The following is a 22,977-nucleotide window of genomic DNA, read 5'->3' as shown; positions in this document are numbered from 1 at the left end:
GTCGCACCGCTCGGCCGCACCGCTTCTCCCCGCCCAAACCGTCTGGTCCCGTTCGCGGACGACGGGCTTCCGCCCGCCATCTTCGGGGTCGCGTCATTTCGAAGCAGCCGCGCCCGCGATGCTGCGGCGCGGGGACAATCCCCTTGACAAGCCGACCACCATCGGTTGCGCTGAAGGCCGTGGCTGCGGCCTGCCACGAAGCACCTGCACGGATATCCAGCCGTCATCGATCCCCGCCGTTCGGCCTGTGATCGCACCATGGCGGGTCGCGCCCGGGCATGCCGTTCGACCAGCATGCAGTCCGACCAGTTTGACACAGGGGCGCGAGCGACAGTGAACACGAGGCTTCCGGACTTCACGCCCGCGATCGACCTGACGGTCTCGCGCGGCACCGGCCCGATCCGGCACCAGAAACCCACCTATGTGACGCTGACGCCGCCCTGCGCCAACGCCTGCCCGGCCGGCGAGGACATTCGCGGCTGGCTGGCCGCCGCGCAGGCCGGCCGCTACCGCGAGGCCTTCGACATCCTCACGGCCGAAAACCCGATGCCGGCCGTCCACGGCCGCGTCTGCTACCACCCCTGCGAGAGCGGCTGCAATCGCGGCGAGGTCGACGCGCCGGTCTCCATCCACTCCGTCGAGCGCTTCCTCGGCGACATGGCGGCCGAGAACGGCTGGGGCTTCAGCGCGATCCGCCCGCCCTCCGGCAGGAAGGTGCTCGTGGTCGGCGCCGGCCCGGCGGGCCTGTCGGCGGCCTATCACCTCGCCCGGCTCGGCCATTCCGTCGAGATCCGCGAGGCCGGCCCGGTCGCCGGCGGCATGATGCATTTCGGCATTCCCGCCTATCGCATGCCGCGCAAGGAACTGGCGCTCGAGGTCGCCCGCATCGAGGCGCTCGGCGTGAAGATCGTCACCGGCCACAAGGTCACCGACCTGATGGCCGAGAAACGCGACGGCGGCTTCGACGCGGTCTTCCTGGCCATCGGCGCGGGCCTCGGCAAGCGGGTCGACATCCCCGCGCGCGACGCCGCCCGCGTGTTCGACGCCGTCAATGTCCTGCACGAGACCAGCGCCGGCCAGCCGCCGCTTCTCGGCCGCCGCGTCGTCGTCTATGGCGGCGGCAACACGGCGATGGACGCCGCCCGCACCGCCCGCCGGCTGGGCGCGTCCGAGACGATGATCGTCTACCGCCGCGACCGCGAACACATGCCCGCCCACGCCTTCGAGGCCGACGAAGCGCTGGAAGAGGGCGTCAAGTTCAAGTGGCTGACCACGATCCGCGAGATCTCCGGCTCCGACCTGACGGTCGAGCGCATGGAGCTCGACGAGAACGGCCGGCCCCGCCCGACCGGCGAGATCGAGACGCTCTCGGCCGACGCGGTCGTGCTCGCGCTCGGCCAGCAGAGCGACAGCCGCTTCCTCGCCAGCGTGCCCGGCATCGGCTTCACGCCGGACGGCGCGGTCGAGATCGGACCCGACATGATGACCGGCGCCGACGGCGTCTTTGCCGGCGGCGACATGGTGCCGAGCCAGCAATCGGTCACCATCTCGGTCGGCCACGGCAAGCGCGCGGCGCGCCACATCAACGCCTGGCTGAACGGCGGCGCCCATGTCGCGCCGGCCCGGGCCGACATCGTCACCTTCGACAAGCTGCACCTGCCCGTCTATTCCGACGCCGACGCGCATCAGCAGGCCCGCATCGCCGAGGACGCCCGGCTCGGCGGCTTCGCCGAGATCGTCGGCGGCCTGAGCGAGGCTGACGCGCGGCTGGAGGCGCAGCGCTGCTATTCCTGCGGCGAGTGCTACGAATGCGACAACTGCTTCGCGGCCTGCCCGGAGGACGCGATCGTCAAGCTCGGCGTCGGCCGCGGCTACGAGTACGACTTCGACAAATGCACCGGCTGCGCGACCTGTTTCGAGCAGTGCCCGTGCCACGCCATCGAGATGATCCCGGAGGTTTCCGCCCATGGCTGACGCAGCCGTCACGCAGTCGGGGGCCGTTCAGGCGACCATGGACGGCAATTCGGCCGTGGCCCATGTCGCCTACCGGGTCAACGAGGTCTGCGCGATCTATCCGATCACCCCGTCCTCGCCGATGGCCGAACTGGCCGACGAGTGGACCTCGCACGGCTTCACCAACATCTGGGGCAACGTCCCCGTCATCCAGGAGATGCAGAGCGAGGGCGGCGCGGCGGGCGCGCTGCACGGCGCGCTGCAGGCCGGCGCGCTGACGACCACCTTCACCGCCTCGCAGGGCCTGCTCCTGATGCTGCCCAACATGTTCAAGATCGCCGGCGAACTCACGCCGGCCGTCTTCCACGTCGCCGCCCGCTCGGTCGCCACCCAGGCGCTGTCGATCTTCGGCGACCATTCCGATGTCATGGCCGTGCGCCCGACGGGCTTTGCGATGCTCGCGGCCAACTCCGTGCAGGAGGCGCATGACTGCGCCCTCATCGCCCAGGCCGCGACGCTGAAATCGCGCGTGCCCTTCGTCCACTTCTTCGACGGCTTCCGCACCTCCCACGAGGTCAACACGCTGACCCTGGTGCCCGACGAGACCATCCGCGCGATGATCGACGACGAGACCGTCCGGGCACATCGCGCCCGCGCCCTGAACCCGGAAAATCCCTTCGTGCGCGGCACGGCGCAGAACCCCGACGTCTTCTTCCAGGGCCGCGAGGCCGCCAACCGCTTCCACCTCGCCGTCCCCGGCATCGTCGCGGACGCCATGCAGCAATTCGGCGCGCTCACCGGCCGCCACTACCGCCTGTTCGACTATGTCGGCGCGCCCGACGCCGAGCGCGTCGTCGTCGTCATGGGTTCGGGCGCCGAAGTCGTGCGCGAGACCGTCGCCGACCTGACGGCGCGCGGCGAAAAGGTCGGCGCGGTGATCGTCCGCCTGTTCCGCCCCTTTTCCGCCGAGCACCTGCTCGCCGCCCTGCCCGAGAGCTGCGCGTCGATCGCCGTGCTCGACCGCACCAAGGAGCCGGGCGCCACCGGCGAACCGCTCTATCTCGACGTCGTGTCGGCGCTCGCCCGCAGCGGCCGGGCGCGCATGCCGAGGATCATCGGCGGCCGCTACGGCCTGTCGTCGAAGGATTTCGATCCCGCCCAGGCCAAGGCCGTCTTCGACGAGCTGGCCAGGGCCGAGCCGTTGAACGGCTTCACCGTCGGCATCCGCGACGACGTCACCTTCACCAGCCTCGAGGTCGACGCCGACTACGCCACCGAGCCGGACGACGTCGTGCGCGCCGTCTTCTACGGCCTCGGCGCCGACGGCACGGTCGGCGCCAACAAGAACAGCGTCAAGATCATCGCCGAGGATGCCGGACGTTACGCGCAGGGCTACTTCGTCTACGATTCGCACAAATCCGGCGCCCAGACGGTGTCGCATCTGCGCTTCGGCCCCAACCCGATCCGCTCGCCCTACCTGATCCGCTCGGCCAATTTCGTCGCCTGCCACCAGTTCCACTTCCTCGAAAAGACCGACGTTCTGCGCCTCGCCGCGCCGGGCGCGACCTTCCTCCTCAACAGCCCCTACGGGCCGGACGTGGTCTGGGCGCATCTGCCGCGCAGCGTCCAGCAGCAGATCATCGCCAAAGGGCTGAAATTCCACGTCATCGACGCGACGACGGCGGCCCGCGAAGTCGGCCTGAAGAACCGCACCAACACCGTGCTGCAGACCTGCTTCTTCGCGCTGTCGGGCGTCCTGCCGCGCGACGAGGCGATCGCCGCCATCAAGCAGGCCATCGCCAAGAGCTACGGCCGCAAGGGCCGCAAGATCGTCGAGCAGAACTGGGCCGCCGTCGACGGCGCGCTCGCCCGCCTGCACCCGGTCGACGTGCCGTCGGAAGCGACGAGCGATTTCGAGCGCCCGCCCATCGTCCCCGACACCGCGCCGGATTTCGTGCGCCGGGTGACGGCGCGCATGATGGAAGGCCTCGGCGACGAGATCGCCGTCAGCGCCATGCCCGTCGACGGCACCTTTCCCTCCGGCACGGCGGCCTGGGAAAAGCGCAACGTCGCCGAGGAAGTGCCGGTTTGGCGCCAGGATCTCTGCATCCAGTGCGGCCAGTGCTCCTTCGTGTGCCCGCACAGCGTCATCCGCGCCAAATATTACGACGAGGCCAGGCTCGGCGGCGCGCCGGCCGGCTTCAAATCCGCGCCCGTCAACGCGCGCGGCTATCCCGAGGTGCAGTTCTCGCTGCAATTCTATGTCGAGGACTGCACCGGCTGCGGCCTGTGCATCGAGGCCTGCCCGGCCCAGAGCCCGGTCGAGCCCGGCATCAAGGCGATCAACCTTGAGGACAAGGCCCCCCTCGTCGCCGGCGAGCGCGACAACATCGCCTTTTTCGAGGGCCTGCCGGTCAACGACCGCGCCCGCGTCGATTTCGCCAATGTGCGCGGCGTCCAGTTCCTCGAACCGCTGTTCGAATTCTCCGGCGCCTGCGCCGGTTGCGGCGAGACGCCCTATGTGAAGCTGCTGTCGCAGCTCTTCGGCGACCGGCTGATGGTCGCCAACGCCACCGGCTGCTCCTCCATCTATGGCGGCAACCTGCCGGTGACGCCCTGGTCGAAGAACGCCGAGGGCCGCGGCCCGGCCTGGTCGAACTCGCTGTTCGAGGACAACGCCGAATTCGGCCTCGGCTTCCGGCTCGCCGCCGACAAGCACGTGTCGCTCGCCCGCGACCTGTTGCGCGCCATGGCCGGCACGGTCGGCGAGGACCTCGTCGCCGGCATCCTCGACGCGCCGCAGATCTCCGAATCGGAAATCCGCCGCCAGCGCGAGCGTGTCGCCGTCCTGAAGACGAAGCTGCTCGCCATGGACGGCGATCCCGGCGCCGAGAACCTCTTGTCGGTCGTCGATCATCTCGTCCGCCGCTCGGTGTGGATCGTCGGCGGCGACGGCTGGGCCTACGACATCGGCTATGGCGGCCTCGACCATGTGCTCGCCAGCGGCCGCAACGTGAACATCCTGGTGATGGACACCGAGGTCTATTCCAACACCGGCGGTCAGGCCTCCAAGGCGACGCCGCTCGGCGCGATCGCCAAATTCGCCGCCGCCGGCAAGCGCACCGCCCGCAAGGATCTCGCGCTGCAGGCCATCGCCTATGGCAATGTCTACGTGGCCCAGGTCGCCATGGGCGCCAATCCGCAGCAGACCCTGCAGGCGTTCCGCGAGGCCGAGGCCTGGGAGGGGACCTCGCTCATCCTCGCCTACAGCCACTGCATCGCCCATGGTTACGACCTGCGGAAGGGCCTTTCGCAGCAGGACAAGGCGGTCGCCAGCGGCTACTGGCCGCTGCTGCGCTACGATCCGGCGCTGAACGATGTCGGCGAGGCCCCCTTCCGGCTGGATTCGCCGCGCCCCACCCTGCCCTTCAAGGACTACGCCTATGCCGAGCTGCGCTACAGCGCGCTGGCGGCGAGCCGGCCTGAAGAGGCGGCGGCCCTGCTCGACCAGGCGCAGCAGGCGATCCGCGACAAGTACCACACCTATGAGGAGTTCGCGCGGATGGACGCCGGCCCGAACCCCTCCGAAATCATGGGCGCGGCGCGCAAATTGTGAGGGAGGCTGCCATGGATCTCACCACCAGCTATCTCGGCCTCAGGCTGAAGAGCCCGGTCGTCGCAAGCGCCAGCCCGCTCAACCGCCATCTCGACAACCTCCTGCGCCTGGAGGCCTGCGGCGCCGGCGCGGTGGTGCTGCCTTCGGTGTTCGAGGAGCAGATCGAGCGCGAGCAGGAACTGCTCGACGCGCTGATCGACCACGGCTCGGAGAGTTTCGGCGAGGCGCTCAGCTATTTCCCTGCCCAGACCAGCTACGCCTTCGACACCGCCCACCATCTGGAACTGGTCGAAAAGGCCTCGCGCGCGCTCGACATCCCGGTCATCGCCAGCCTCAACGGCGTCACCGACAGCGGCTGGCTGGATTATGCCCGCGACATCGAGGCGGCCGGCGCGGCGGCGATCGAACTGAACATCTTCTTCGTGCCGTCCGACCCGACCCAGAGCGGCCCCGACGTCGAGGCCCGCTATGTCGACGTGGTGCGCACGGTCAGCGCGGCGGTGCAGATCCCGGTCGCCGTCAAGATCGGCCCCTATTTCTCCTCGCCCGGCCACATGGCCGGCCAGCTGGCGGACGCCGGCGCGAAGGGGCTGGTGCTGTTCAACCGCTTCTACGAGCCCGACATCGATCCCGCGACGCTGACGGTCGAGCCCGGCCTCGAACTGTCGAGCGCCTACGAGATGCGCCTGCCGCTTCTGTGGATCGGCGTGCTCGCCGGCCGCACGCCCGCCTCGCTGGCGGCGACCACCGGCGTGGAAAGCCCCGCCGACATCGTCAAATACCTGCTCGCAGGCGCCGACGTGGTCATGACCACCTCGGCGCTTCTGCGCCACGGGGTCGGCCATATGCAGACCCTCGTCGACGGCCTCGCCGACTGGCTGGCCTCGCGCGGCCTCGCCTCCCCGGACGACATCCGCGGCCGCATGAGCCACGGCAATGTCGACAACCCGGAGGCCTATGAACGGGCCAACTACATCAAGGTCCTGCAGGATTTCAAAGGCGCCTGACGGGCCTGCCCGTCATGGTGGACAGAGCGCCGGCTCGCAAACCGGCATCCGGTTGGATCTCAATGGCTTAGCCCTCACACTCGTTCGCATTGATCCACCGCCCGCGCCGCCGGCCCAGACTGTCGGCGTCTCACAGGCGAGAGGACCGGCATGGACTGGGGAAAGGCGATCGAACACAACCGCGAAGCGCTGGCGCGCATTCTCGCCACCATGTTCGCCCTGGCCGGCATCGCCGTCGGCGAGGCTGTCGCCACCCTGCCGCGCTATCGCCACAGGCACCTCCTGAACATGCTGCGCCCGACGGAGGCCGCCATGCGTCGCCTCCTCGTCATCGCCGCCCGCGAGATTGTCGTCGAACTGGCAAAGGCCCGCGCCGCCGCGGCCGCCCCGGGTTCGAAGGCCGGTCGTTCGCCGACATTCGACGCCACGCCGCGCCTGTCTGTCGTCGATCCTCTGCCGGCCTTCGGCGCGCGGCCCTTCTACCGGCGGCCGATCGGCTTTCCGCGCGTCACGGTGCTCGGCGTTTCCGACCCGCGGCCCATTCCCGACGGCTGGATCGCCGGCCCGGGCGATGCCATCGACGCCACGGCCCTCTGCCGCCGCCTGAACATGCTGAGATCCGTGCTCGACGACCTGCCCGGCGAGGCGCTTCGTCTCGCCCGCTGGCGTGCCCGGCGCGACCGCCATCTGGCCGCCCGCCAGGAAACGCCGGCGACGCCTGACGCCCGGCGGCACCGTTTCTCGCCGCTGCGCCCCGGCCGCCCGCCCGGCCTGCGGCGCCGCCGGCTGCGCCCGGTCGACCATGTGCTCAAGGAATGCCACGCGCTCGCCCGGCATGGCGGGGCGGCCTTCGGCATTCCCTGAACCGCGCGGGCCCTCGACTGCCCTTGCGACACCGGCCGCGCCGCGGTCCGGTGACGCGCGCGCTGGCGGCGATCCTGCTTGACTGGATTGCGCAACAATGCATGAACTCTGCGCATGCTGCCTGCCGATCCCGCCTCCTACGAGGAGCTTGCCGAAGCCTTCCGCTGGGACATCCCTGAACGCTTCAACATCGGCGTCGCCTGCGCCGACGGGCACCCTGCGACGAAACCGGCCATCATCGACTGGTCGGCCGATACGCCGGTCACGTTGAGTTTCGGCGAATTGTCGGAGAAGTCGACCCGTTTCGCCTGCGCGCTGTCCGATCTCGGCATCGGCCGGGGCGACCGCGTGGCGATCCTGCTGCCGCAATGTTTCGAGACCGTGATCGCGCATCTGGCGATCTACAAGCTCGGCGCGATCGCCGTGCCCATGGCCATGCAGTTCGGCCCCGACGCGATCCGCTATCGCCTCGGCCTGTCCGGCGCCGCCGCGCTGATCCTCGATGCAAGCGGCATCGCCAAGCTGGCCGATGCCGGCGCCGACCTGCCCGACCTGAAGAAGCTGATCTGCATCGACGATGCGCCGGGAGCCCTCGATTTCCATCGGCTGGTCGAGGCCGGCTCGCCCGGTTTCCGGCCCGCCGACACCGGCCCGGACGATCCGGCGCTGATGATCTTCACGTCCGGCACGACCGGCCAGCCCAAGGGCGCGCTGCACGCCCATCGCGTCCTGCTCGGCCATCTGCCCGGCGTCGAAACCCATCACGAATTCCTGCCGCGCGAGGGCGACCTCCTGTGGACGCCGGCCGACTGGGCCTGGGCCGGCGGCCTTTTGAACGTGCTGCTGCCCGGCCTCTATTTCGGCGTGCCGGTCGTCGCCGCGCGCGGCGCCCGATTCGAGGCCGGCTGGGCGCTCTCCGTCATGGAAAAAGCCGGCATCCGCAACGCCTTCCTGCCGCCGACCGCCCTGCGCATGCTGGCGACGCTCGGTCCCGCGGCCCGCGACTACCGTATCGATCTGCGCACGCTCGGCTCCGGCGGCGAGGCGCTCGGCCGCGAAACGCTCGCCTGGTGCCGCGACAATCTCGGCGTCACGGTCAACGAATTCTACGGCCAGACCGAATGCAACCTCGTCCTGTCGGCCTGCGGCGCTCTCGATGTCGTGCGCCCCGGCTCCATGGGCAAGCCGGTCGCCGGGCATCGGGTCGCCATCATTGACGAGACCGGCGCCGAATTGCCGCCCGGACAACAGGGCCAGGTGGCGGTCCACCGCCCGGACCCGGTCATGTTCCTGGAATACTGGCGCGACCCCGACGCCACCCGCCGCAAGTTCATCGGCGACTGGATGCTCACCGGCGACCAGGGCGTCCGCGATCCGGACGGCTATTTCTTCTTTGTCGGCCGCGACGACGACGTGATCTCCTCGGCCGGCTACCGCATCGGCCCCGGCGAGATCGAGGATTGCCTCGTCAGCCATCCCGACGTGGCGCTCGCCGCCGTGATCGGCAAGCCGGACGCGATCCGCGGTCAGCTGGTCAAGGCCTATGTGGTGCTGAATGCCGGCGTCGCGCCGTCAGACGAATTGCGCGCGGCCATCAAGGCCTTCGTCAAACAGCGCCTGTCGGCGCACGAATATCCGCGCGAGATCGAGTTCGTGGACGAGATGCCGCTGACGACCACCGGCAAGGTGATCCGCCGCATCTTCCGCGACCGGGCGGCCGAGGAAGCCCGGGCCGCCGAGGGCGGTTAGCGGTCCTTGACGAGGTGGCGCAGCCGGTCGCGCACGGTCTTGGCCGCGTTGCGCGTGCTGCGATAGAGCTCGATCTGCGAGGCGACCTGCCGCGCTTCCCGGTCGAAGTTCGGGCGCAGCCCGATGATCATGGTCGCGAACTGGCGCCGCTCCGACCACAACCGCGCCATCACCGGATGGTCCTCCACCGCGCAGCTGTCGGTGATCTGGATGTTCGGATCGTCGAGATGCGATTCCGTCACCTGCATGATCAGAAGCGTGCCCGGTGAGAACGCGGCATAGGCCTCGTCATAGGTCGTCTTCCAGGTCCAGGCGTGGCCGGACTGCACGAACACGATCAGCGAGGCGATCACCTCGCCGTCGATCTTGAAGGCGTGGATGCGGCAAAGGTCGCGTTCGGCCAGATTGTTGATCGCCTCGCGCGCAAACGCCGCCCGATAGCGCTCGGCGGCCAGCGACGTCTTCTGCCGCCCCTTCCAGCCCGCGTTTTCCAGGAGCAGGAATTCTTCCGTCGCGCGCCTGACCTCCGCCGGGCTGCGCGCGACCGAATATTCGAACGCGCCCTTGGCTTCGAGCTGGCGGCGCAACCGGCCAAAATTGCGGCGGCTGTGCGGGCGGATGTTGTCCTTCAGATAATCGACGCTGTCCTTTTCGCTCTTCAGGAACGGCCGCTCCACCGAACCGGCCGTCACGACCGGCAGCCCGCGCCCGATCGCCACGCCGCGCAGCGTCGTGATCGTGATGCTGTCCATCATGATGTCAGGCAGAACCAGCACCTTCGGCAGCCCGGTCTCCGCCTCGCCCAGCGTCGCCAGGAGGTCGTCCAGGATCCGCGACGATTCCCGCCGCTCGACGATCGGAATGCCATAGGGCCCGAACGGCGTGGACCAGGCGCGGATCACGTCCGGCCCGAGCGCGAAGCCGGACTTCTCAACCGAGAACGGCATCAGGAACCGCGTCTCCGCCTCCTCGGCCGGGCCGTCCTGCACCATCATCAGCTTGACGTCGCGATTGTCGAGCCGCGGCATCGCCGGCACGGCGAAGCGCGGCGAGAAGAAGATGTTGGGCTCCAGCGCGTAATCGGTGACCCGGTCGATGTCCTCCAGGATGTCGAAGCCGCTGTCGGCCGGGTGGACGACGAGCCGCCGGTCGCCCTTGGAGAGCCGGCTGAGCTCCGGCCTCAATTCGGCCATCGGCACGCCGGTGAGGCCGGACAGCATGAACGAGCCCAGCGCCGGCACGGGCTGGTTGATAATCGGCTGGGGTATCATGACGCGCCCGCCTCCACAGGTTTCGGCGACCATATGAACATCACGACGCCGATTCGGCGATAGGCCATCGTCAGGAGGAGCACGGCTTCCACCACCGTTGCGCTCACCGTGCTGGCCGCGGCCCCCATCAGGCCGTAGGCCGGGATCAGCAACACGTTCAGCGTGACATTGACCGCCAGCACGCCGGCGAAAATCGCCGCGCAGACATTCTGGTTGCCGGTCATGTTCAGGAGGCTTTCGGCGGGTCCGATGCTCGCGCGCACCATGACGCCCGCCACCAGCAGGATCAGGATCGGATAGCCTTGCGTGAACTCGCCGCCGAACAGCGAGAGCAGAAGCCGCCCGACCAGGAGAACGGCCAGCCCCATCGCCAGCGACGGCCAGAAGGTCCAGGCCACCGTCTTGCGCGCGAATGCCCGCAATTGCGGCCGTTCCTCCAGGGCGGAACGCGAGGCGAATTGCTGCGCGACGCCGGCCTTGACCGCGAAAAAGACGAAATGCACCAGCGCCAGCGTCTTCACCGTCGCGAAATAGACGGCGACCTTTTCAGGCGGCAGGAACATGCCGACCATCAGCACGTCGGCATTGGTCAGAAGGAAGAAGAACCCCTCCACAAGGAAGATCGGCAGGGCGACCGTCATCCACAGGCCGAACTCGCTGCGCCGCGCACCGCCCGGATAGGCCGCGTCCAGATCGCGCGTCACGAAGACGAGCTGCAGGATCGTCGTCGTGAACGTCGCAAGCACCGCCGCGATCACAGCGGTCACCGCCGTCGCCGGAATGCCCGCCCCATGCGCCACGGCCATGTAGGCGAGCACCAGGAAGGGGCGAAGGATATAGGTCGGCGTCAGCGCCCGCACCGGCCACGAATTGGCCCGCGCCGTGCCGTCGAGGACGTCGCCGAGCGCGATCATCGGAAGGCAGGTGAAGGCCAGCACGAAGGGCAGGACGTAATAGGACTGCATCCTCTCAGAGAAGAGCCAGACGGCGGCGATGCTGATCGCCGCGACGGTCGAAGCCGAAACCAGCACGAACACCCGGCTCGTCAGAAGCAGGCCGCGCAGCCGTTCCAGGTCGCCTTCCCTTCGGTATTTCGGCAGGAAGCGGATCACCGCCGTGTGGAAGCCCAGGCAGGAGAGGTTTCCAAGGATGATGACAGCCGTCCAGACGAAGACGTAGATCCCGTAGTCGAACGAGCCGACCCAGCGGGCCATGACGACCTGCGACAAGAAGGCGATGCCCGCGCTCGCAATGCGGATCGCAAAGGCGATCAGGGACATGCGCTGCGCATTGGCCGTGTCGTCAGCGCCGCTCAGGATCAGGTCGAACCCGCGCGCCAGCGGCATGATCCGCTGTGAAAGCGGCGCCGACAGGTAATGTTCTGCTGTTTGGACTGCCGAGAAGCGCAAATCGCTTGGTTCCGATACCCAGAAAAGCCGTTGATCGGCTTACCCCAACGGGCTTAAGAAAGCGTTCGTACTGCCGTTTCCGGGCCCCGCCGCGCCGTCGCTGCCATGCGTCGCGCTGATGCGAGCCCCCGGGACCGGGATGTCGGGTGCAAACCCGCCGGCGCAAAAAAAACAACAAGAACAAGCCGAAGCATGATCCTGTCACTGACCCACCGATTCCTGTTCATTCATGTCCCGAAAACCGCCGGAACGAGCGTTCGGGTCCTGCTGTCGCCCTACTCGATCCGGCCGGACAAGAGCCAGTATCGCCGCTTCCTGTCCCACCTGCCGGTGCGCGAGGATCCGACCAAAGCCGATCTGCGCCAGCACGCGACCGCCGGATTTGCACGGGTAAAACTGGGCGACGAGCTCTTCAGCGACCTCTACAAGTTCACGTTCGTGCGCAATCCGTTCGACCGGATGGTCTCGGCCTATGAATTCACCCGAAGCCACACCGGTCACCACAGGCACGACGCAACCGCCAGGATGAGCTTCTCCGAATTCCTCGCGGCCCGCCGCACGAGACTGTCCGGACGGCGCAAGGACCAGTGCGATTTCATCTTCGACCGGTCCGGCAACCTGCTGATGGACGATGTCTACCGGTTCGAATCGCTCTCCGACGAGATCGCAACGCTGTGTCAGAAGCTGGGTGTGGAGAAGCCGGAAACCTTGCCGCATCGCAAGCGCATCGACCGGCGCGCCTATCGCGAATACTACACCGCGAAAGACCGCGAGATCGCGTCACGCATGTTCGCGCGCGATCTCGAACGTTTCGACTATTCGTTCTGACCCCATGGGCGCGCCGCTGCCCGGCGCGCCAAGAGCGGTCTCTGGTCAGGTGCCGGTCATGTCCTGCGACACGAACGCGCCATGGCAATGCTTGAACTTCTTGCCGGAGCCGCAGGGGCAGGCCTCGTTGCGGCCGACCTTGCCCCAGGTCGCGGGATCGTTCGGATCGCGCTCCTGCTCGGGCACCTGGCCGGTGGGGATCGCCGCGCCATAGGCGGACGGCTCGGACATCTCGTCCTCGCCGGTCGTGGCGTCGGTGTGATGGGCTTCCATCTCGGGCAGTTCGGGCGCCGGCGCCTGGGCCTGCTCGCGCACGATCTCGACGCGCATGAGCTGCGCCGTGACCGCCTGGCGAAGGTTGGCCAGCATCGCCTGGAACATCTCGAAGCTTTCCTGCTTGTATTCCTGCAGGGGGTCGCGCTGCGCATAGCCGCGGAAGCCGATGACGGAACGCAGATGGTCGAGATTGACCAGGTGTTCCCGCCACAGCGTGTCGAGCGTCTGCAGCACGATCGATTTCTCGACATATTCGGTGATTTCCGGGCCGAAGCGCTCGGCCCGTTCCGCCGCCGCCTTCTCGACCGCCTCGCTCAGGCGATCGACGATGTCGTCCTCGGCGATCCCCTCCTCGGCGGCCCACTGGTCCACGGGCACGTCGATGTTGAGCAGCGTGTTGACCGCTTCCTTCAGGCCGGCGATGTCCCACTGCTCGGCATAGGCCTTTTCCGGGATGTGCTTGGAAACGATGTTCCCGACGACTTCCTGGCGCATCTCCTTGACGGTGTCCGAAAGGCCCGTTCCGTCCATCAGTTCCTTGCGCTGCTCGAAGACGACCTTGCGCTGGTCGTTCATCACGTCGTCATATTTCAGGACGTTCTTGCGGATGTCGAAGTTGCGCGCCTCGACCTTCTTCTGCGCCTTCTCAAGCGCCTTGTTGATCCAGGGATGGACGATCGCCTCGCCTTCCTTGAGACCGAGCTTCTGCAGCATGCCGTCCATGCGTTCCGACCCGAAGATGCGCATCAGGTCGTCCTGCAGCGACAGGAAGAACTTGGAGCGGCCCGGGTCTCCCTGGCGGCCGGAACGGCCGCGCAGCTGGTTGTCGATGCGGCGGCTCTCGTGGCGCTCGGTCGCCAGCACGTAGAGACCGCCAGCCTCCAGCGCCTGCCGCTTCAGCCGCTCGATGTCGGCTTCGATCTCGGCGATGCGCTGGCTGCGCTCCTCGCCTTCCGGCATGTCGCCGAGCTCCTGCTCGATGCGCATTTCCAGATTGCCGCCGAGCTTGATGTCGGTACCGCGGCCGGCCATGTTGGTGGCGATGGTCACCGCGCCCGGCACGCCGGCCTGGGCGACGATATGCGCCTCGCGCTCATGCTGGCGGGCGTTCAGCACCTCGTGCTTGACGCCGCCGGCCTTGATCACGGTGTCGAGGCTCGCAAGCGCGGTCTCCAGAAAGTCGCGCAGCTCCTGTTCCTTGCCCTCCTTGATCGCGTCGAGACGCGCCTTGACCGATTCGTGGATCTGCTTGAGCCGCTTCGTGTCGCCGAGAAGCGTGGAGAGAAGTTCCGACTTCTCGATGGAGGCGGTGCCGACGAGAACCGGCTGCCCCTTCTGCTGGGAGGCGATGATGTCCATCACCACGGCGACGTATTTCTCCTCGACCGTGCGGTAGACCTCGTCGTCCTCGTCGATGCGCTGGATCGGCAGGTTGGTCGGAATCTCCATGACGCCGAGACCGTAGATGTCGGCGAATTCCTCGGCCTCGGTCGAGGCCGTGCCGGTCATGCCGGCCAGCTTGTCATACATGCGGAAGTAGTTCTGGAACGTCACCGAGGCCAGCGTCTGGTTTTCCGGCTGGATGGCGACGCCTTCCTTGGCTTCCAGCGCCTGGTGCAGGCCTTCCGAGAAGCGGCGGCCCGGCATCTGGCGGCCGGTGAACTCGTCGATGATGACGATCTCGCCGCTCTTGACGATGTAGTCCTTGTCGCGCTGGAACAGCGTATGCGCCTTCAGGGCGTTGTTGACGTGGTGGACGACCGCGACGTTCTCGATGTCGTAGAGCCCGGCCCCCTTGAGAAGCCCCGCTTCCGCCAGCATCTGCTCCAGCTTCTCGGTGCCGTCTTCGGTGAAGGTCGCCGAACGCTGCTTCTCGTCGACCTCGTAATCCTCCGGCAACAGGTTCGGAATGAACTTGTCGATCGCGATATAGAGTTCGGACTTGTCGTCCAGCGGACCGGAGATGATCAGCGGCGTGCGCGCTTCGTCGATCAGGATGGAGTCCACCTCGTCGACGATGGCGAAGACATGGTCGCGCTGCACCATCTGCGCGCGCTCATACTTCATGTTGTCGCGCAGATAGTCGAAGCCGAGCTCGTTGTTGGTGGCGTAGGTGACGTCGCAGTCATAGGCGGCCTTGCGCTGCGCGTCGTCCATGCCGTGCACGATGATGCCGACGCTCAGGCCGAGGAATTCGTAGAGCCGGCCCATCCATTCCGCGTCGCGCCTGGCCAGGTAGTCGTTGACCGTGACCACATGCACGCCGCGCTCGGTCAGGGCGTTGAGATAGACGGGCAGCGTGGCGACCAGCGTCTTGCCCTCGCCCGTCTTCATCTCGGCGATCTCGCCCTCGTGCAGCACCATGCCGCCGATCAGCTGAACGTCGAAGGGGCGCATGCCGAGCGCGCGTTTGGCGCCCTCGCGGGCGACCGCGAAGGCCGGCACCAGAATGTCGTCGAGCGTCTTGCCGTCTTTCAGCTGCGCCTTGAACTCGTCGGTCTTGGCGCGAAGCTGCTCATCGGTCAGGCCCGCAATTTCGTCTTCGAGCGCGTTGATCGCGGCAACCTTCGGATGCAGCGATTTCAAACGACGATCGTTGACGGAACCAAAAATCTTGCGGGCGATGCCGCCGAAATTGACCATGAAAATGGTCCTTTCCCAAGGATTGGCCGCATTGGGACAGCGGCCTGAAACAATGCGTTGTGCGTCGGTCGTGCGATACTATTTCGCCCGGCGTTCCTGCCATTCGGAGGTGGACGCGATAGCCAAGGACAGATAAGAGGGGCCAATAGTGATGTCAACGCTACGGCGGACCGCGAAAACCGGCGATTTGCAGAGCGTTCCGGTCACATCGAGGCAAAAACTTTCCCGCAACCAAGCGAGTGATCCATGCAGTCTTTCCGTTCGTCCAGTCGTCTTTCCGCAATGTCCGCGCGCGGCCTGGCTGCCGGCGTGATCATGGCGTGCGCGGTCGTTGCCGGCCTGCCGCAGACCGTTCTCGCTCAGGATGGCGACGAGGTTCTCGGCACGGTGAACGGCCAGGCGATCACCCGGCAGGATCTGGACCTGACGCTGAACGACCTCAAGGATCAGCTCGGACAGATGCCGGCTGAACAGCGCGACGGCGCAGCGCTGACGGCGCTGATCGACATCCGTGCGCTGGCCCAGAAGGCCGAGGAAGCCGGTCTCGACGAGACCGACGACTTCAAGCGCGAAATGGAATTCCTGCGTCAGCGCGCCCTTCACAACGCCTATTTCGTCAAGGAAGTCCTCGGCAAGATCACCGAGGACGAGATCCGCGCGCGCTACGACAAGGAGATCGCCGCGACGCCTGCCGAAAACGAGGTGCACGCCCGCCACATCCTGCTGGAGACCGAGGACGAGGCGAAGGCCGTGATCGCGGAACTCGACGGCGGCGCGGATTTCGAGACGCTGGCCAAGGAGAAGTCCACCGGACCGTCCAGCTCCAGCGGCGGCGACCTCGGCTACTTCACCCGCGGCCGCATGGTTCCCGAATTCGAGGAAGCCGCCTTCGCGCTCGATGTCGGCGCCTACACCAAGGAGCCGGTGAAGACGCAGTTCGGCTGGCACGTGATCAAGCTGGAAGACAAGCGCGCCGTGCAGCCGCCCGCCTTCGCCGAAGTGAAGAACCAGATCCAGTCGATCCTGCTGCAGGAGCGCTATTTCGAGACGCTCGGCAAACTGCGTGAAGAGGCCGAAATCGAGATCACGGATCCGGCGCTCAAACAGGCCTACGAAAACGCAACGGCCGCGCAATAAGCGGCCATCCTCGGAGTCAGCATGTCCAGCGTCGCCGTTTCACCGCTTGCACCGAAAACCTATCCCGAGATGCCGGCGATTGACGGCGTGCGCATCGCCACGGCCAAGGCCGGCATCAAATACAAGGGCCGGGTCGACCTGATGGCCATGGTCTTCGACGAGGGCACCGCGGTCGCCGGCGTTCTCACGACCTCGAAATGCCCGTCGGCGCCGGTCGACCTGTGTCGCGAACACCTGGCCGGGGGCCGAGCCCGCATCCTCGTCGTCAATGCCGGCAACGCCAACGCGTTTACCGGCAAGAAGGGCCGCCACACCACGGCGGTCGCCGCCCGCGCCGCCGCCGAAGCGGCCGGCTGCTCGGAAGGCGAAGTCTTCCTCTCCTCCACCGGCGTGATCGGCGAGCCGCTCGACCCTTCGCATTTCGAGCGCCACCTCTCCGACATGGTGGCCGGCGCCGCCGGCGATCGCTGGACCGAGGCCGCCCACGCGATCATGACGACGGACACCTTTCCCAAGCTCGTCACGCGCACCGTCACGCTCGGCGACGCCGAGGTGACCATCAACGCGATCGCCAAGGGCGCCGGCATGATCGCGCCCGACATGGCGACCATGCTGTCCTATCTCGCGACCGACGCGCCGATCGCAGCACCCGTGCTGCAGGCCCTGCTGTCGCGCTACACGGCATCGACCTTCAACGCGATCACGGTCGATAGCGACACTTCGACCTCCGACACTCTGCTCGCCTTTGCCACAGGCAAGGCCTCCGCCCGCGGCGCGCCGACGATCGAAACGATCGACGATCCGCGGCTGGCCGCCTTCGAAACCGCCTTTGAGGCCTGCCTGCTCGATCTCGCGCTAATGCTCGCGCGCGACGGCGAGGGCGCGACCAAGCTGATCCGCGTCGAAGTGATCGGCGCCGTCTCCGGCGCATCGGCGAAACGCATCGCGATGTCGATCGCCAATTCGCCGCTGGTCAAGACGGCCGTCACCGGCGAGGACGCCAATTGGGGCCGCGTCGTCATGGCGGTCGGCAAGGCCGGCGAACCCGCCGACCGCGACCGGCTCGCCATCTGGTTCGGTGACATCCTCGTCGCCAGCGAAGGCGAACGTGCAGAATCCTATTCGGAGGCTGCGACCAGCGCCTACATGAAGAACGACGAGATCGTCATTCGCGCCGATATCGGCCTCGGCGAGGGCCGGTTCACGGTGTGGACCTGCAACCTCACCAAGGAATATGTCGCCATCAATGGCGACTACAGGAGCTGACTTCCGCCATGCCTGGGCTCGCACTGGTCCGCCGCCTGGAAGCCGTCGGTTTTCGCGCCTGGCCCGCCACGTCGGTTCACTATGACGGCAGCTGGGCGGTGCGGCTCACCGCGGGCCACCCGGCGAAACGGCTGAACTCGGTCAACCCGCTCGACCCGTCGGACTTCGGTGACATCGACCAGCGCATCGCCCGGGCCGCCAAGCGTTTCGGTGCCTATGGGCGCCCGCTCATCTTTCGCCTGTCGCCGCTCGCGCCCTCGAAGCTGAACGCCTATTTCGACGCGCATGGCTGGCGGCGGTTCGACGAGACCAACGTCATGATCGCGTCGCTGGATGCCATCGATCTGGAAGGCGGCATCGACCAGATCCCCTTGCAGGACATCGGCCGATACGTCGATGCGTCGATCGCCATCCGCGACGAGGACCCCAGCATCAAGCCGGGCCTGACGGAGGTGGTGGAATCGATCCGTCCGCCGAGCGGCATGTTCGTTCTGGAAGACGAGAACGGTCCGGTCGCCTCGGCGCTCTGCGTCCACGACAACGACCTCGCCGGCCTCTTCGATGTCGCCGTGCGCCCCGACCAGCAGGGCAAGGGCTATGCCCGCTCCATCGTCCGCGCCGCCTTGCGCTGGGCCGCGGCCCAGGGCGCGCAGCGCGCCTGGCTCCAGGTCACCGCCTCCAACAAGCCGGCGCTGGCACTGTATTCGAAGCTCGGCTTCGAGACGGCCTACTCATACGTCTATCGCCAGAAGGGCGAATAGCAACGGAACCCGCCGCCATGACCGAAGCGACGCCGAAACCGATCCTCCTCGTGGCGGCCTGCGCCCTGCTCGACACGGACAACCGCATCCTTCTGGCGCGCCGGCCGGAAGGAAAATCCATGGCGGGCCTGTGGGAGTTTCCGGGCGGCAAGGTCGAAACGGGCGAAACCCCGGAAGCGACGCTGATCCGCGAACTCCACGAGGAACTCGGCATCGTGACCGAAGCGCCATGCCTCGCCCCGCTGACCTTCGCCAGCCATGCCTATGACGAGTTCCACCTGCTCATGCCGCTCTATGTCTGCCGGAAGTTCACAGGCATTCCGATGGCGAAGGAAAACCAGCAGCTCAAATGGGTGCGCGCCGCAGCCCTGCGCGACTACCCGATGCCGCCCGCCGATCTGCCGCTGGTCCCGATTCTCCAGGACCTGCTCTGACGCGCCGGAAAAGCCTAACGGGCAGCGTTAATCAAACATTTATTACAGCATGCGATCTTTAATGAACACGCCGGCGTTTGAAGTAGCTGGCCCGTGAGTTTGTCTCGTCGCCAAGAGGGGATCACAGCCATGTATAACGACCGCGATTGGGCCGACATTCGTTCGCACCACGTCTCCGCCTTCAGCGAAGCGGGACAGAGCATGCTTCGCATCACGCTGCTGTTCGGGTCCTTCGCGATCGCGATCGCCCTGTTCCTCACGCCGATCCTCGACCGCAGCGACGCGTCACGCCCGTCCGCGTCCTCCGGCATCGACCGCACGACCACCGGTTCCGTGCGGCAGGGCAGCCGGCAATACACGATCCATCGCAGTGTCCTGCAGACCTCGCCGAGCTCCATGTGCATCATTCATGCGAACGGCGTGCGCACCGGCGATTGCTGAAGCACCGACCGTTTAGCCCTTCTCCGTTCCGTCCGACTTATCGGTGAGGAAATCGGCCAGCCGGTTCGCCGCACTGCCCGGCCTGAGCGGCTTTTGCTGCGAGTCATGCGGCACCCAGCCAGACATCCAGACGAACTGGAACGTGGCGCGAACCCGCCCGTCCGCGTCCGCATGGTTCGCCGCGTAATGCGCCGCCGCTTCCTGAAACAGTGACCGTGTGGCGAAACGCTTGCTGCGTGACTGGAGCGTGTTCGTCGCGCCCATCGCCCGAAGATCGAGCATCAGGTTGAACATCGTGTCGTAACGCACGGTCAGCGCCTCGGTGTCCGTCACCGGAAGCGCGAAGCCTGCACGCTGCAACAGCCCGCCGGCGTCGCGAACATCCATGAAAGGCAGGACACGGGCATTCGCCGCGCCGGTCAGTTCGGCCTCGGCGGCCAGCAGGCTGTCGCGCAATTCGGCAAGCGTTCCCGCCGCCGGCACGCAGGCCATGAACAACCCGTCCGGCTTCAACGACCGGCGGATCTGCGCCAGCAGGCCGGGCGTGTCGTTCGTCTCATGCAGCGTCAAGAGGCTGATCGCGAGATCGAATTCCGCCTCGGGCAGCCCGAGCGCCTCCGGCGCCTCCTCGTCGCGGACATGCCGTTTCAGCAGGCCTGCCGCCTCGAGCGGCAGCGCCGGCGTGCCCTCGGGTGCGAACAGGACACCGCGCTCGAAGGTACGCGTGACGGCCGAAAGGCGCAGCGCCAAATCATCGGCGACCGCCTGGAAGAGAAAGTCCGCGCCGTCTGCGGCAATGGAGGCGGCCCGCCTTCGATTGGCGGCGGCCTGATCCAGATCGATGATGGTTTTGACGCTCATGGCCGTTTCTGTAACAGTATTTTCCTCTGCCGCCAGCACCGGTCCCGCACATGCGAGAGCTGACCCACAAGACAAGCCGCGCCGTCGCCGCCGTGCTTTTTCCGGACACCTGCCTTGCTTGCCGCATGCATGTGGCCGAGCGCGGCACGCTCTGCCCGAAGTGCTGGAACCGGCTGCACTTCATCGCCGAGCCGATCTGCGCGGTTACCGGCTTCCCGTTCCAGCATGATTTCGGCAACGGGATGGTCAGCGCCGAGGCCCTTGCCGATCCGCCGGCCTATCGCCGCGCCCGGGCCGCCGTTCTGCATTCCGGAATTGCACGCCAGCTCGTCCAGCGGCTGAAATATGGGGATCGCACCGAACTCGCGCCATGGATGGCCCGCTGGATGCTGCGCGCCGGCAGCGAACTGGTCGAAGAGTGCGACGTCGTCGTGCCCGTGCCGCTGCATCCCCGTCGCTTTCTCGCGCGGCGCTACAACCAGGCGGCCGAACTCGGCCGCACCATCGCGACGCGCACCGGCCTTGCCTTCGAACCGGGCGCGCTGCGCCGCGTCAAGCCGACCCGCCAACAGGTCGGCCTCACGGCGAATGAGCGCAAGCTCAATGTGCGTGGCGCCTTCCGCGTCCCGCCCGAACGCGAGATCGCCGTCGCCGGGCGCGATGTCCTGCTGGTCGACGACGTCTTCACGACCGGCGCGACGATCGAGGCCGCCACGAAGGCGCTGCTGCGGGGCGGAGCGAGCCACGTCGATGTCCTGACCTTCTCGCACGTCGTTCCGCACTTCGCTGACTGATCGCGACGCTTCGCGCCCGCGGATGGCCTTTTCACGGTTGTGCGGCGCACATATATTGCGGCTCCAGAAAGGATGCCCGAATGGCCAATGTCACCATCTACACACGCAAGTTCTGCGGCTTCTGCAGCGCCGCCAAGAGCCTTCTCGACAAGAAGGGCGTGGCCTATGTCGAACATGACGCCACCTTCAATCCGGACCTGAAGCGCGAAATGATCCAGCGCTCGCAGGGCGGCATGACCTTCCCGCAGATCTTCATCGGCGAGTTCCATGTCGGCGGATGCGACGATCTTCACGCGCTCGACCGCGCGGGCAAGCTCGACGCGCTCCTGGCGGCGTGACCGTGGCACGCACTCTCACATGTGCCGCCGTGCAGATGCGGTCGGGCACCGAAATCGCCGCCAATCGCGATGATTTCGAACGGCTCGTACGCGAGGCCGCCGCGCGCGGCGCGACCTATGTGCAAACCCCGGAAATGACCGGCCTCATCCAGAAGAACCGCGCCGCCCTGATGGCGGCGATCTTCGCGGAAGAGGCCGATCCGATCGTCGCCGCGGCGGCGTCGCTCGCCGGCGAACTCGGCATCTGGCTGCATGTCGGCTCCACGCCGATCGATCGCGGCGACGGCAAGGTTGCCAACCGCGCGTTCCTGTTCGGGCCGGACGGACGCAAGCGCGCCTCCTACGACAAGATCCACATGTTCGACGTGGATCTCGACAATGGCGAGAGCTGGCGCGAATCGGCGGTCTATGAGCCGGGCGACCGCTCAGTCACGATCGATCTCGACGACGCGAAGCTCGGCTTCGCCATCTGCTACGATGTCCGCTTCCCCGACATCTTCCGCCGGCAGGCGCTCTCGGGCGCGGAAATCCTGACCTCGCCCGCGGCCTTCACCCGCCAGACCGGCGAGGCCCACTGGCATGTGCTCCTGAGGGCCCGGGCGATCGAAAACGGCGCTTTCATGATCGCCGCGGCGCAGGGCGGAACCCATGCCGACACCCGCGAAACCTATGGTCACTCGCTGATCGTCGATCCCTGGGGGCGCGTCCTCGCGGAGAAGGACGACGACGAGCCCGGCGTGATCACCGCGACACTCGATCTCGGCCAAACCCTTGAAGCGAGACGAAAAATACCCAATCTGAAGAACATTCGTCCGTTCGACCTCGTCGAGACGCAATGATGCAAATCATCGAAGACCGCATGGGACACCGCCGGTGATCAAATTCGCGCTCCATTGCGACAACGGCCATGATTTCGAGGCCTGGTTCCGCGACAGCGACGATTTCGAAACGCAGAACAAGCGCGGTTTTCTGGAGTGTCCGACCTGCGGCTCGCATCACGTCTCGAAGTCGCTGATGGCGCCAAGCGTCGCGACGTCGCGCAAGCGCGAGGAGGTCGCGGTCGCGATCGGCAACGCCGCCCAGCGGGAGATTATGGCGAAGCTTCAGGCCATGGCCCGCGAAGTGCGCAAGACCGGCGAGGATGTCGGCGCGAAATTTCCCGAGGAAGCCCGCAAGATCCACTATGGCGAAGCCGACGCCCGCGGCATCTACGGCAAGGCGTCCCGGGAGGAAGTGACCAGCCTGATCGAGGAAGGCGTCGAGATCATGCCGCTTCCCGACCTGCCGGAAGACATGAACTGACGACGGCCTGAAAGGTCGTCGCCCGAA

19 protein-coding genes are annotated in these 22,977 nt (G+C 66.9%); 15 read left to right on the top strand and 4 right to left on the bottom strand.

Going from position 1 to position 22,977, the window contains the following annotated elements; translation table 11 throughout:
- Positions 1-333 precede the first annotated feature (333 nt).
- From MRY80_RS09660 to MRY80_RS09640, 5 genes are all read left to right on the top strand, one after another.
- Positions 334-1,974, top strand: a complete 1,641-nt coding sequence (locus tag MRY80_RS09660; RefSeq protein ID WP_293290437.1) for an NAD(P)-binding protein — start codon at positions 334-336, stop codon at positions 1,972-1,974.
- A complete protein-coding gene (nifJ, locus tag MRY80_RS09655; RefSeq protein ID WP_293290435.1) occupies positions 1,967-5,569 on the top strand; it encodes a pyruvate:ferredoxin (flavodoxin) oxidoreductase in 3,603 nt (1,200 codons plus the stop codon). Before MRY80_RS09660 ends, nifJ begins: the two co-directional genes overlap by 8 nt.
- 11 nt (positions 5,570-5,580) lie before the next feature.
- Entirely contained in the window at positions 5,581-6,576 is a 996-nt protein-coding gene (locus tag MRY80_RS09650; protein WP_293290433.1) for a dihydroorotate dehydrogenase-like protein, read from the top strand.
- A 150-nt stretch (positions 6,577-6,726) separates the two neighbouring features.
- A complete protein-coding gene (locus MRY80_RS09645) occupies positions 6,727-7,440 on the top strand; it encodes a hypothetical protein (protein ID WP_293290431.1) in 714 nt (237 codons plus the stop codon).
- A gap of 114 nt (positions 7,441-7,554) precedes the next feature.
- On the top strand, positions 7,555-9,189 hold the full coding sequence (locus tag MRY80_RS09640; RefSeq protein WP_293290429.1) for an AMP-binding protein: 1,635 nt from the start codon (positions 7,555-7,557) through the stop codon (positions 9,187-9,189).
- Here MRY80_RS09640 and MRY80_RS09635 read toward each other — a convergent pair.
- Both MRY80_RS09635 and MRY80_RS09630 read right to left on the bottom strand, forming a co-directional pair.
- Complete coding sequence (locus MRY80_RS09635; RefSeq protein WP_293290427.1) at positions 9,186-10,460, bottom strand: GNAT family N-acetyltransferase; 1,275 nt, start codon at positions 10,458-10,460, stop codon at positions 9,186-9,188. The two genes, MRY80_RS09640 and MRY80_RS09635, sit on opposite strands and share 4 nt — an antisense overlap.
- Positions 10,457-11,806, bottom strand: coding sequence for a lipopolysaccharide biosynthesis protein (locus tag MRY80_RS09630; protein WP_346433391.1), 1,350 nt, complete (start codon positions 11,804-11,806; stop codon positions 10,457-10,459). Before MRY80_RS09630 ends, MRY80_RS09635 begins: the two co-directional genes overlap by 4 nt.
- 255 nt (positions 11,807-12,061) lie before the next feature.
- On the opposite strand from MRY80_RS09630, the gene MRY80_RS09625 reads away from it, so the two are divergent.
- The gene (locus MRY80_RS09625; RefSeq protein WP_293290423.1) at positions 12,062-12,697 is read left to right on the top strand and encodes a sulfotransferase family 2 domain-containing protein; all 636 of its coding nucleotides are present in this window, start codon (positions 12,062-12,064) and stop codon (positions 12,695-12,697) included.
- A gap of 45 nt (positions 12,698-12,742) precedes the next feature.
- Here MRY80_RS09625 and secA read toward each other — a convergent pair whose 3' ends face one another.
- On the bottom strand, positions 12,743-15,616 hold the full coding sequence (secA, locus tag MRY80_RS09620; RefSeq protein WP_293290421.1) for a preprotein translocase subunit SecA: 2,874 nt from the start codon (positions 15,614-15,616) through the stop codon (positions 12,743-12,745).
- Positions 15,617-15,862: 246 nt separating this feature from the next.
- Here secA and MRY80_RS09615 point away from each other — a divergent pair, with 246 nt between their 5' ends.
- From MRY80_RS09615 to MRY80_RS09595, 5 genes are all read left to right on the top strand, one after another.
- The gene (locus tag MRY80_RS09615; RefSeq protein ID WP_293290419.1) at positions 15,863-16,753 is read left to right on the top strand and encodes a peptidylprolyl isomerase; all 891 of its coding nucleotides are present in this window, start codon (positions 15,863-15,865) and stop codon (positions 16,751-16,753) included.
- Between the two features lie 21 nt (positions 16,754-16,774).
- The gene (gene argJ / locus MRY80_RS09610) at positions 16,775-18,019 is read left to right on the top strand and encodes a bifunctional glutamate N-acetyltransferase/amino-acid acetyltransferase ArgJ (protein ID WP_293290417.1); all 1,245 of its coding nucleotides are present in this window, start codon (positions 16,775-16,777) and stop codon (positions 18,017-18,019) included.
- An 8-nt stretch (positions 18,020-18,027) separates the two neighbouring features.
- On the top strand, positions 18,028-18,780 hold the full coding sequence (locus MRY80_RS09605) for a GNAT family N-acetyltransferase (protein WP_293290416.1): 753 nt from the start codon (positions 18,028-18,030) through the stop codon (positions 18,778-18,780).
- A 17-nt stretch (positions 18,781-18,797) separates the two neighbouring features.
- Positions 18,798-19,214, top strand: coding sequence for a (deoxy)nucleoside triphosphate pyrophosphohydrolase (locus MRY80_RS09600; RefSeq protein ID WP_293290414.1), 417 nt, complete (start codon positions 18,798-18,800; stop codon positions 19,212-19,214).
- A 129-nt stretch (positions 19,215-19,343) separates the two neighbouring features.
- The gene (locus MRY80_RS09595; RefSeq protein ID WP_293290412.1) at positions 19,344-19,655 is read left to right on the top strand and encodes a hypothetical protein; all 312 of its coding nucleotides are present in this window, start codon (positions 19,344-19,346) and stop codon (positions 19,653-19,655) included.
- 12 nt (positions 19,656-19,667) lie between these two features.
- Here MRY80_RS09595 and MRY80_RS09590 read toward each other — a convergent pair whose 3' ends face one another.
- Positions 19,668-20,516, bottom strand: coding sequence for a methyltransferase domain-containing protein (locus tag MRY80_RS09590; protein ID WP_293290410.1), 849 nt, complete (start codon positions 20,514-20,516; stop codon positions 19,668-19,670).
- Between the two features lie 50 nt (positions 20,517-20,566).
- On the opposite strand from MRY80_RS09590, the gene MRY80_RS09585 reads away from it, so the two are divergent.
- From MRY80_RS09585 to MRY80_RS09570, 4 genes are all read left to right on the top strand, one after another.
- Entirely contained in the window at positions 20,567-21,310 is a 744-nt protein-coding gene (locus MRY80_RS09585; RefSeq protein WP_293290408.1) for a ComF family protein, read from the top strand.
- An 80-nt stretch (positions 21,311-21,390) separates the two neighbouring features.
- On the top strand, positions 21,391-21,648 hold the full coding sequence (gene grxC, locus MRY80_RS09580) for a glutaredoxin 3 (protein ID WP_293290406.1): 258 nt from the start codon (positions 21,391-21,393) through the stop codon (positions 21,646-21,648).
- A 35-nt stretch (positions 21,649-21,683) separates the two neighbouring features.
- Positions 21,684-22,487 carry a carbon-nitrogen hydrolase family protein gene (locus MRY80_RS09575; protein WP_293290492.1) on the top strand — a complete coding sequence of 268 codons (804 nt, stop codon included), beginning with the start codon at positions 21,684-21,686 and terminating at the stop codon, positions 22,485-22,487.
- A 34-nt stretch (positions 22,488-22,521) separates the two neighbouring features.
- The gene (locus MRY80_RS09570) at positions 22,522-22,950 is read left to right on the top strand and encodes a DUF1178 family protein (protein ID WP_293290404.1); all 429 of its coding nucleotides are present in this window, start codon (positions 22,522-22,524) and stop codon (positions 22,948-22,950) included.
- Positions 22,951-22,977 lie beyond the last annotated feature (27 nt).

The sequence above is a fragment of the Oricola sp. genome, from assembly GCF_022763245.1.
GTDB lineage: Bacteria > Pseudomonadota > Alphaproteobacteria > Rhizobiales > Rhizobiaceae > Oricola.
The sequence above is the reverse complement of the archived record's forward strand: the minus strand, read 5'-3'. Positions and strand labels throughout refer to the sequence as shown.

What these genes read in the sequence shown, in the direction of transcription:
- nifJ (WP_293290435.1), top strand. Translation starts at nt 1,967, where the DNA reads ATGGCTGACGCAGCCGTCACGCAGTCGGGGGCCGTTCAGGCGACCATG.
- MRY80_RS09650 (WP_293290433.1), top strand. Translation starts at nt 5,581, where the DNA reads ATGGATCTCACCACCAGCTATCTCGGCCTCAGGCTGAAGAGCCCGGTC.
- MRY80_RS09645 (WP_293290431.1), top strand. Translation starts at nt 6,727, where the DNA reads ATGGACTGGGGAAAGGCGATCGAACACAACCGCGAAGCGCTGGCGCGC.
- MRY80_RS09640 (WP_293290429.1), top strand. Translation starts at nt 7,555, where the DNA reads ATGCTGCCTGCCGATCCCGCCTCCTACGAGGAGCTTGCCGAAGCCTTC.
- MRY80_RS09635 (WP_293290427.1), bottom strand. Translation starts at nt 10,460, where the DNA reads ATGATACCCCAGCCGATTATCAACCAGCCCGTGCCGGCGCTGGGCTCG.
- MRY80_RS09630 (WP_346433391.1), bottom strand. Translation starts at nt 11,806, where the DNA reads ATGCCGCTGGCGCGCGGGTTCGACCTGATCCTGAGCGGCGCTGACGAC.
- MRY80_RS09625 (WP_293290423.1), top strand. Translation starts at nt 12,062, where the DNA reads ATGATCCTGTCACTGACCCACCGATTCCTGTTCATTCATGTCCCGAAA.
- secA (WP_293290421.1), bottom strand. Translation starts at nt 15,616, where the DNA reads ATGGTCAATTTCGGCGGCATCGCCCGCAAGATTTTTGGTTCCGTCAAC.
- MRY80_RS09615 (WP_293290419.1), top strand. Translation starts at nt 15,863, where the DNA reads ATGCAGTCTTTCCGTTCGTCCAGTCGTCTTTCCGCAATGTCCGCGCGC.
- argJ (WP_293290417.1), top strand. Translation starts at nt 16,775, where the DNA reads ATGTCCAGCGTCGCCGTTTCACCGCTTGCACCGAAAACCTATCCCGAG.
- MRY80_RS09605 (WP_293290416.1), top strand. Translation starts at nt 18,028, where the DNA reads ATGCCTGGGCTCGCACTGGTCCGCCGCCTGGAAGCCGTCGGTTTTCGC.
- MRY80_RS09600 (WP_293290414.1), top strand. Translation starts at nt 18,798, where the DNA reads ATGACCGAAGCGACGCCGAAACCGATCCTCCTCGTGGCGGCCTGCGCC.
- MRY80_RS09595 (WP_293290412.1), top strand. Translation starts at nt 19,344, where the DNA reads ATGTATAACGACCGCGATTGGGCCGACATTCGTTCGCACCACGTCTCC.
- MRY80_RS09590 (WP_293290410.1), bottom strand. Translation starts at nt 20,516, where the DNA reads ATGAGCGTCAAAACCATCATCGATCTGGATCAGGCCGCCGCCAATCGA.
- MRY80_RS09585 (WP_293290408.1), top strand. Translation starts at nt 20,567, where the DNA reads ATGCGAGAGCTGACCCACAAGACAAGCCGCGCCGTCGCCGCCGTGCTT.
- grxC (WP_293290406.1), top strand. Translation starts at nt 21,391, where the DNA reads ATGGCCAATGTCACCATCTACACACGCAAGTTCTGCGGCTTCTGCAGC.
- MRY80_RS09575 (WP_293290492.1), top strand. Translation starts at nt 21,684, where the DNA reads ATGCGGTCGGGCACCGAAATCGCCGCCAATCGCGATGATTTCGAACGG.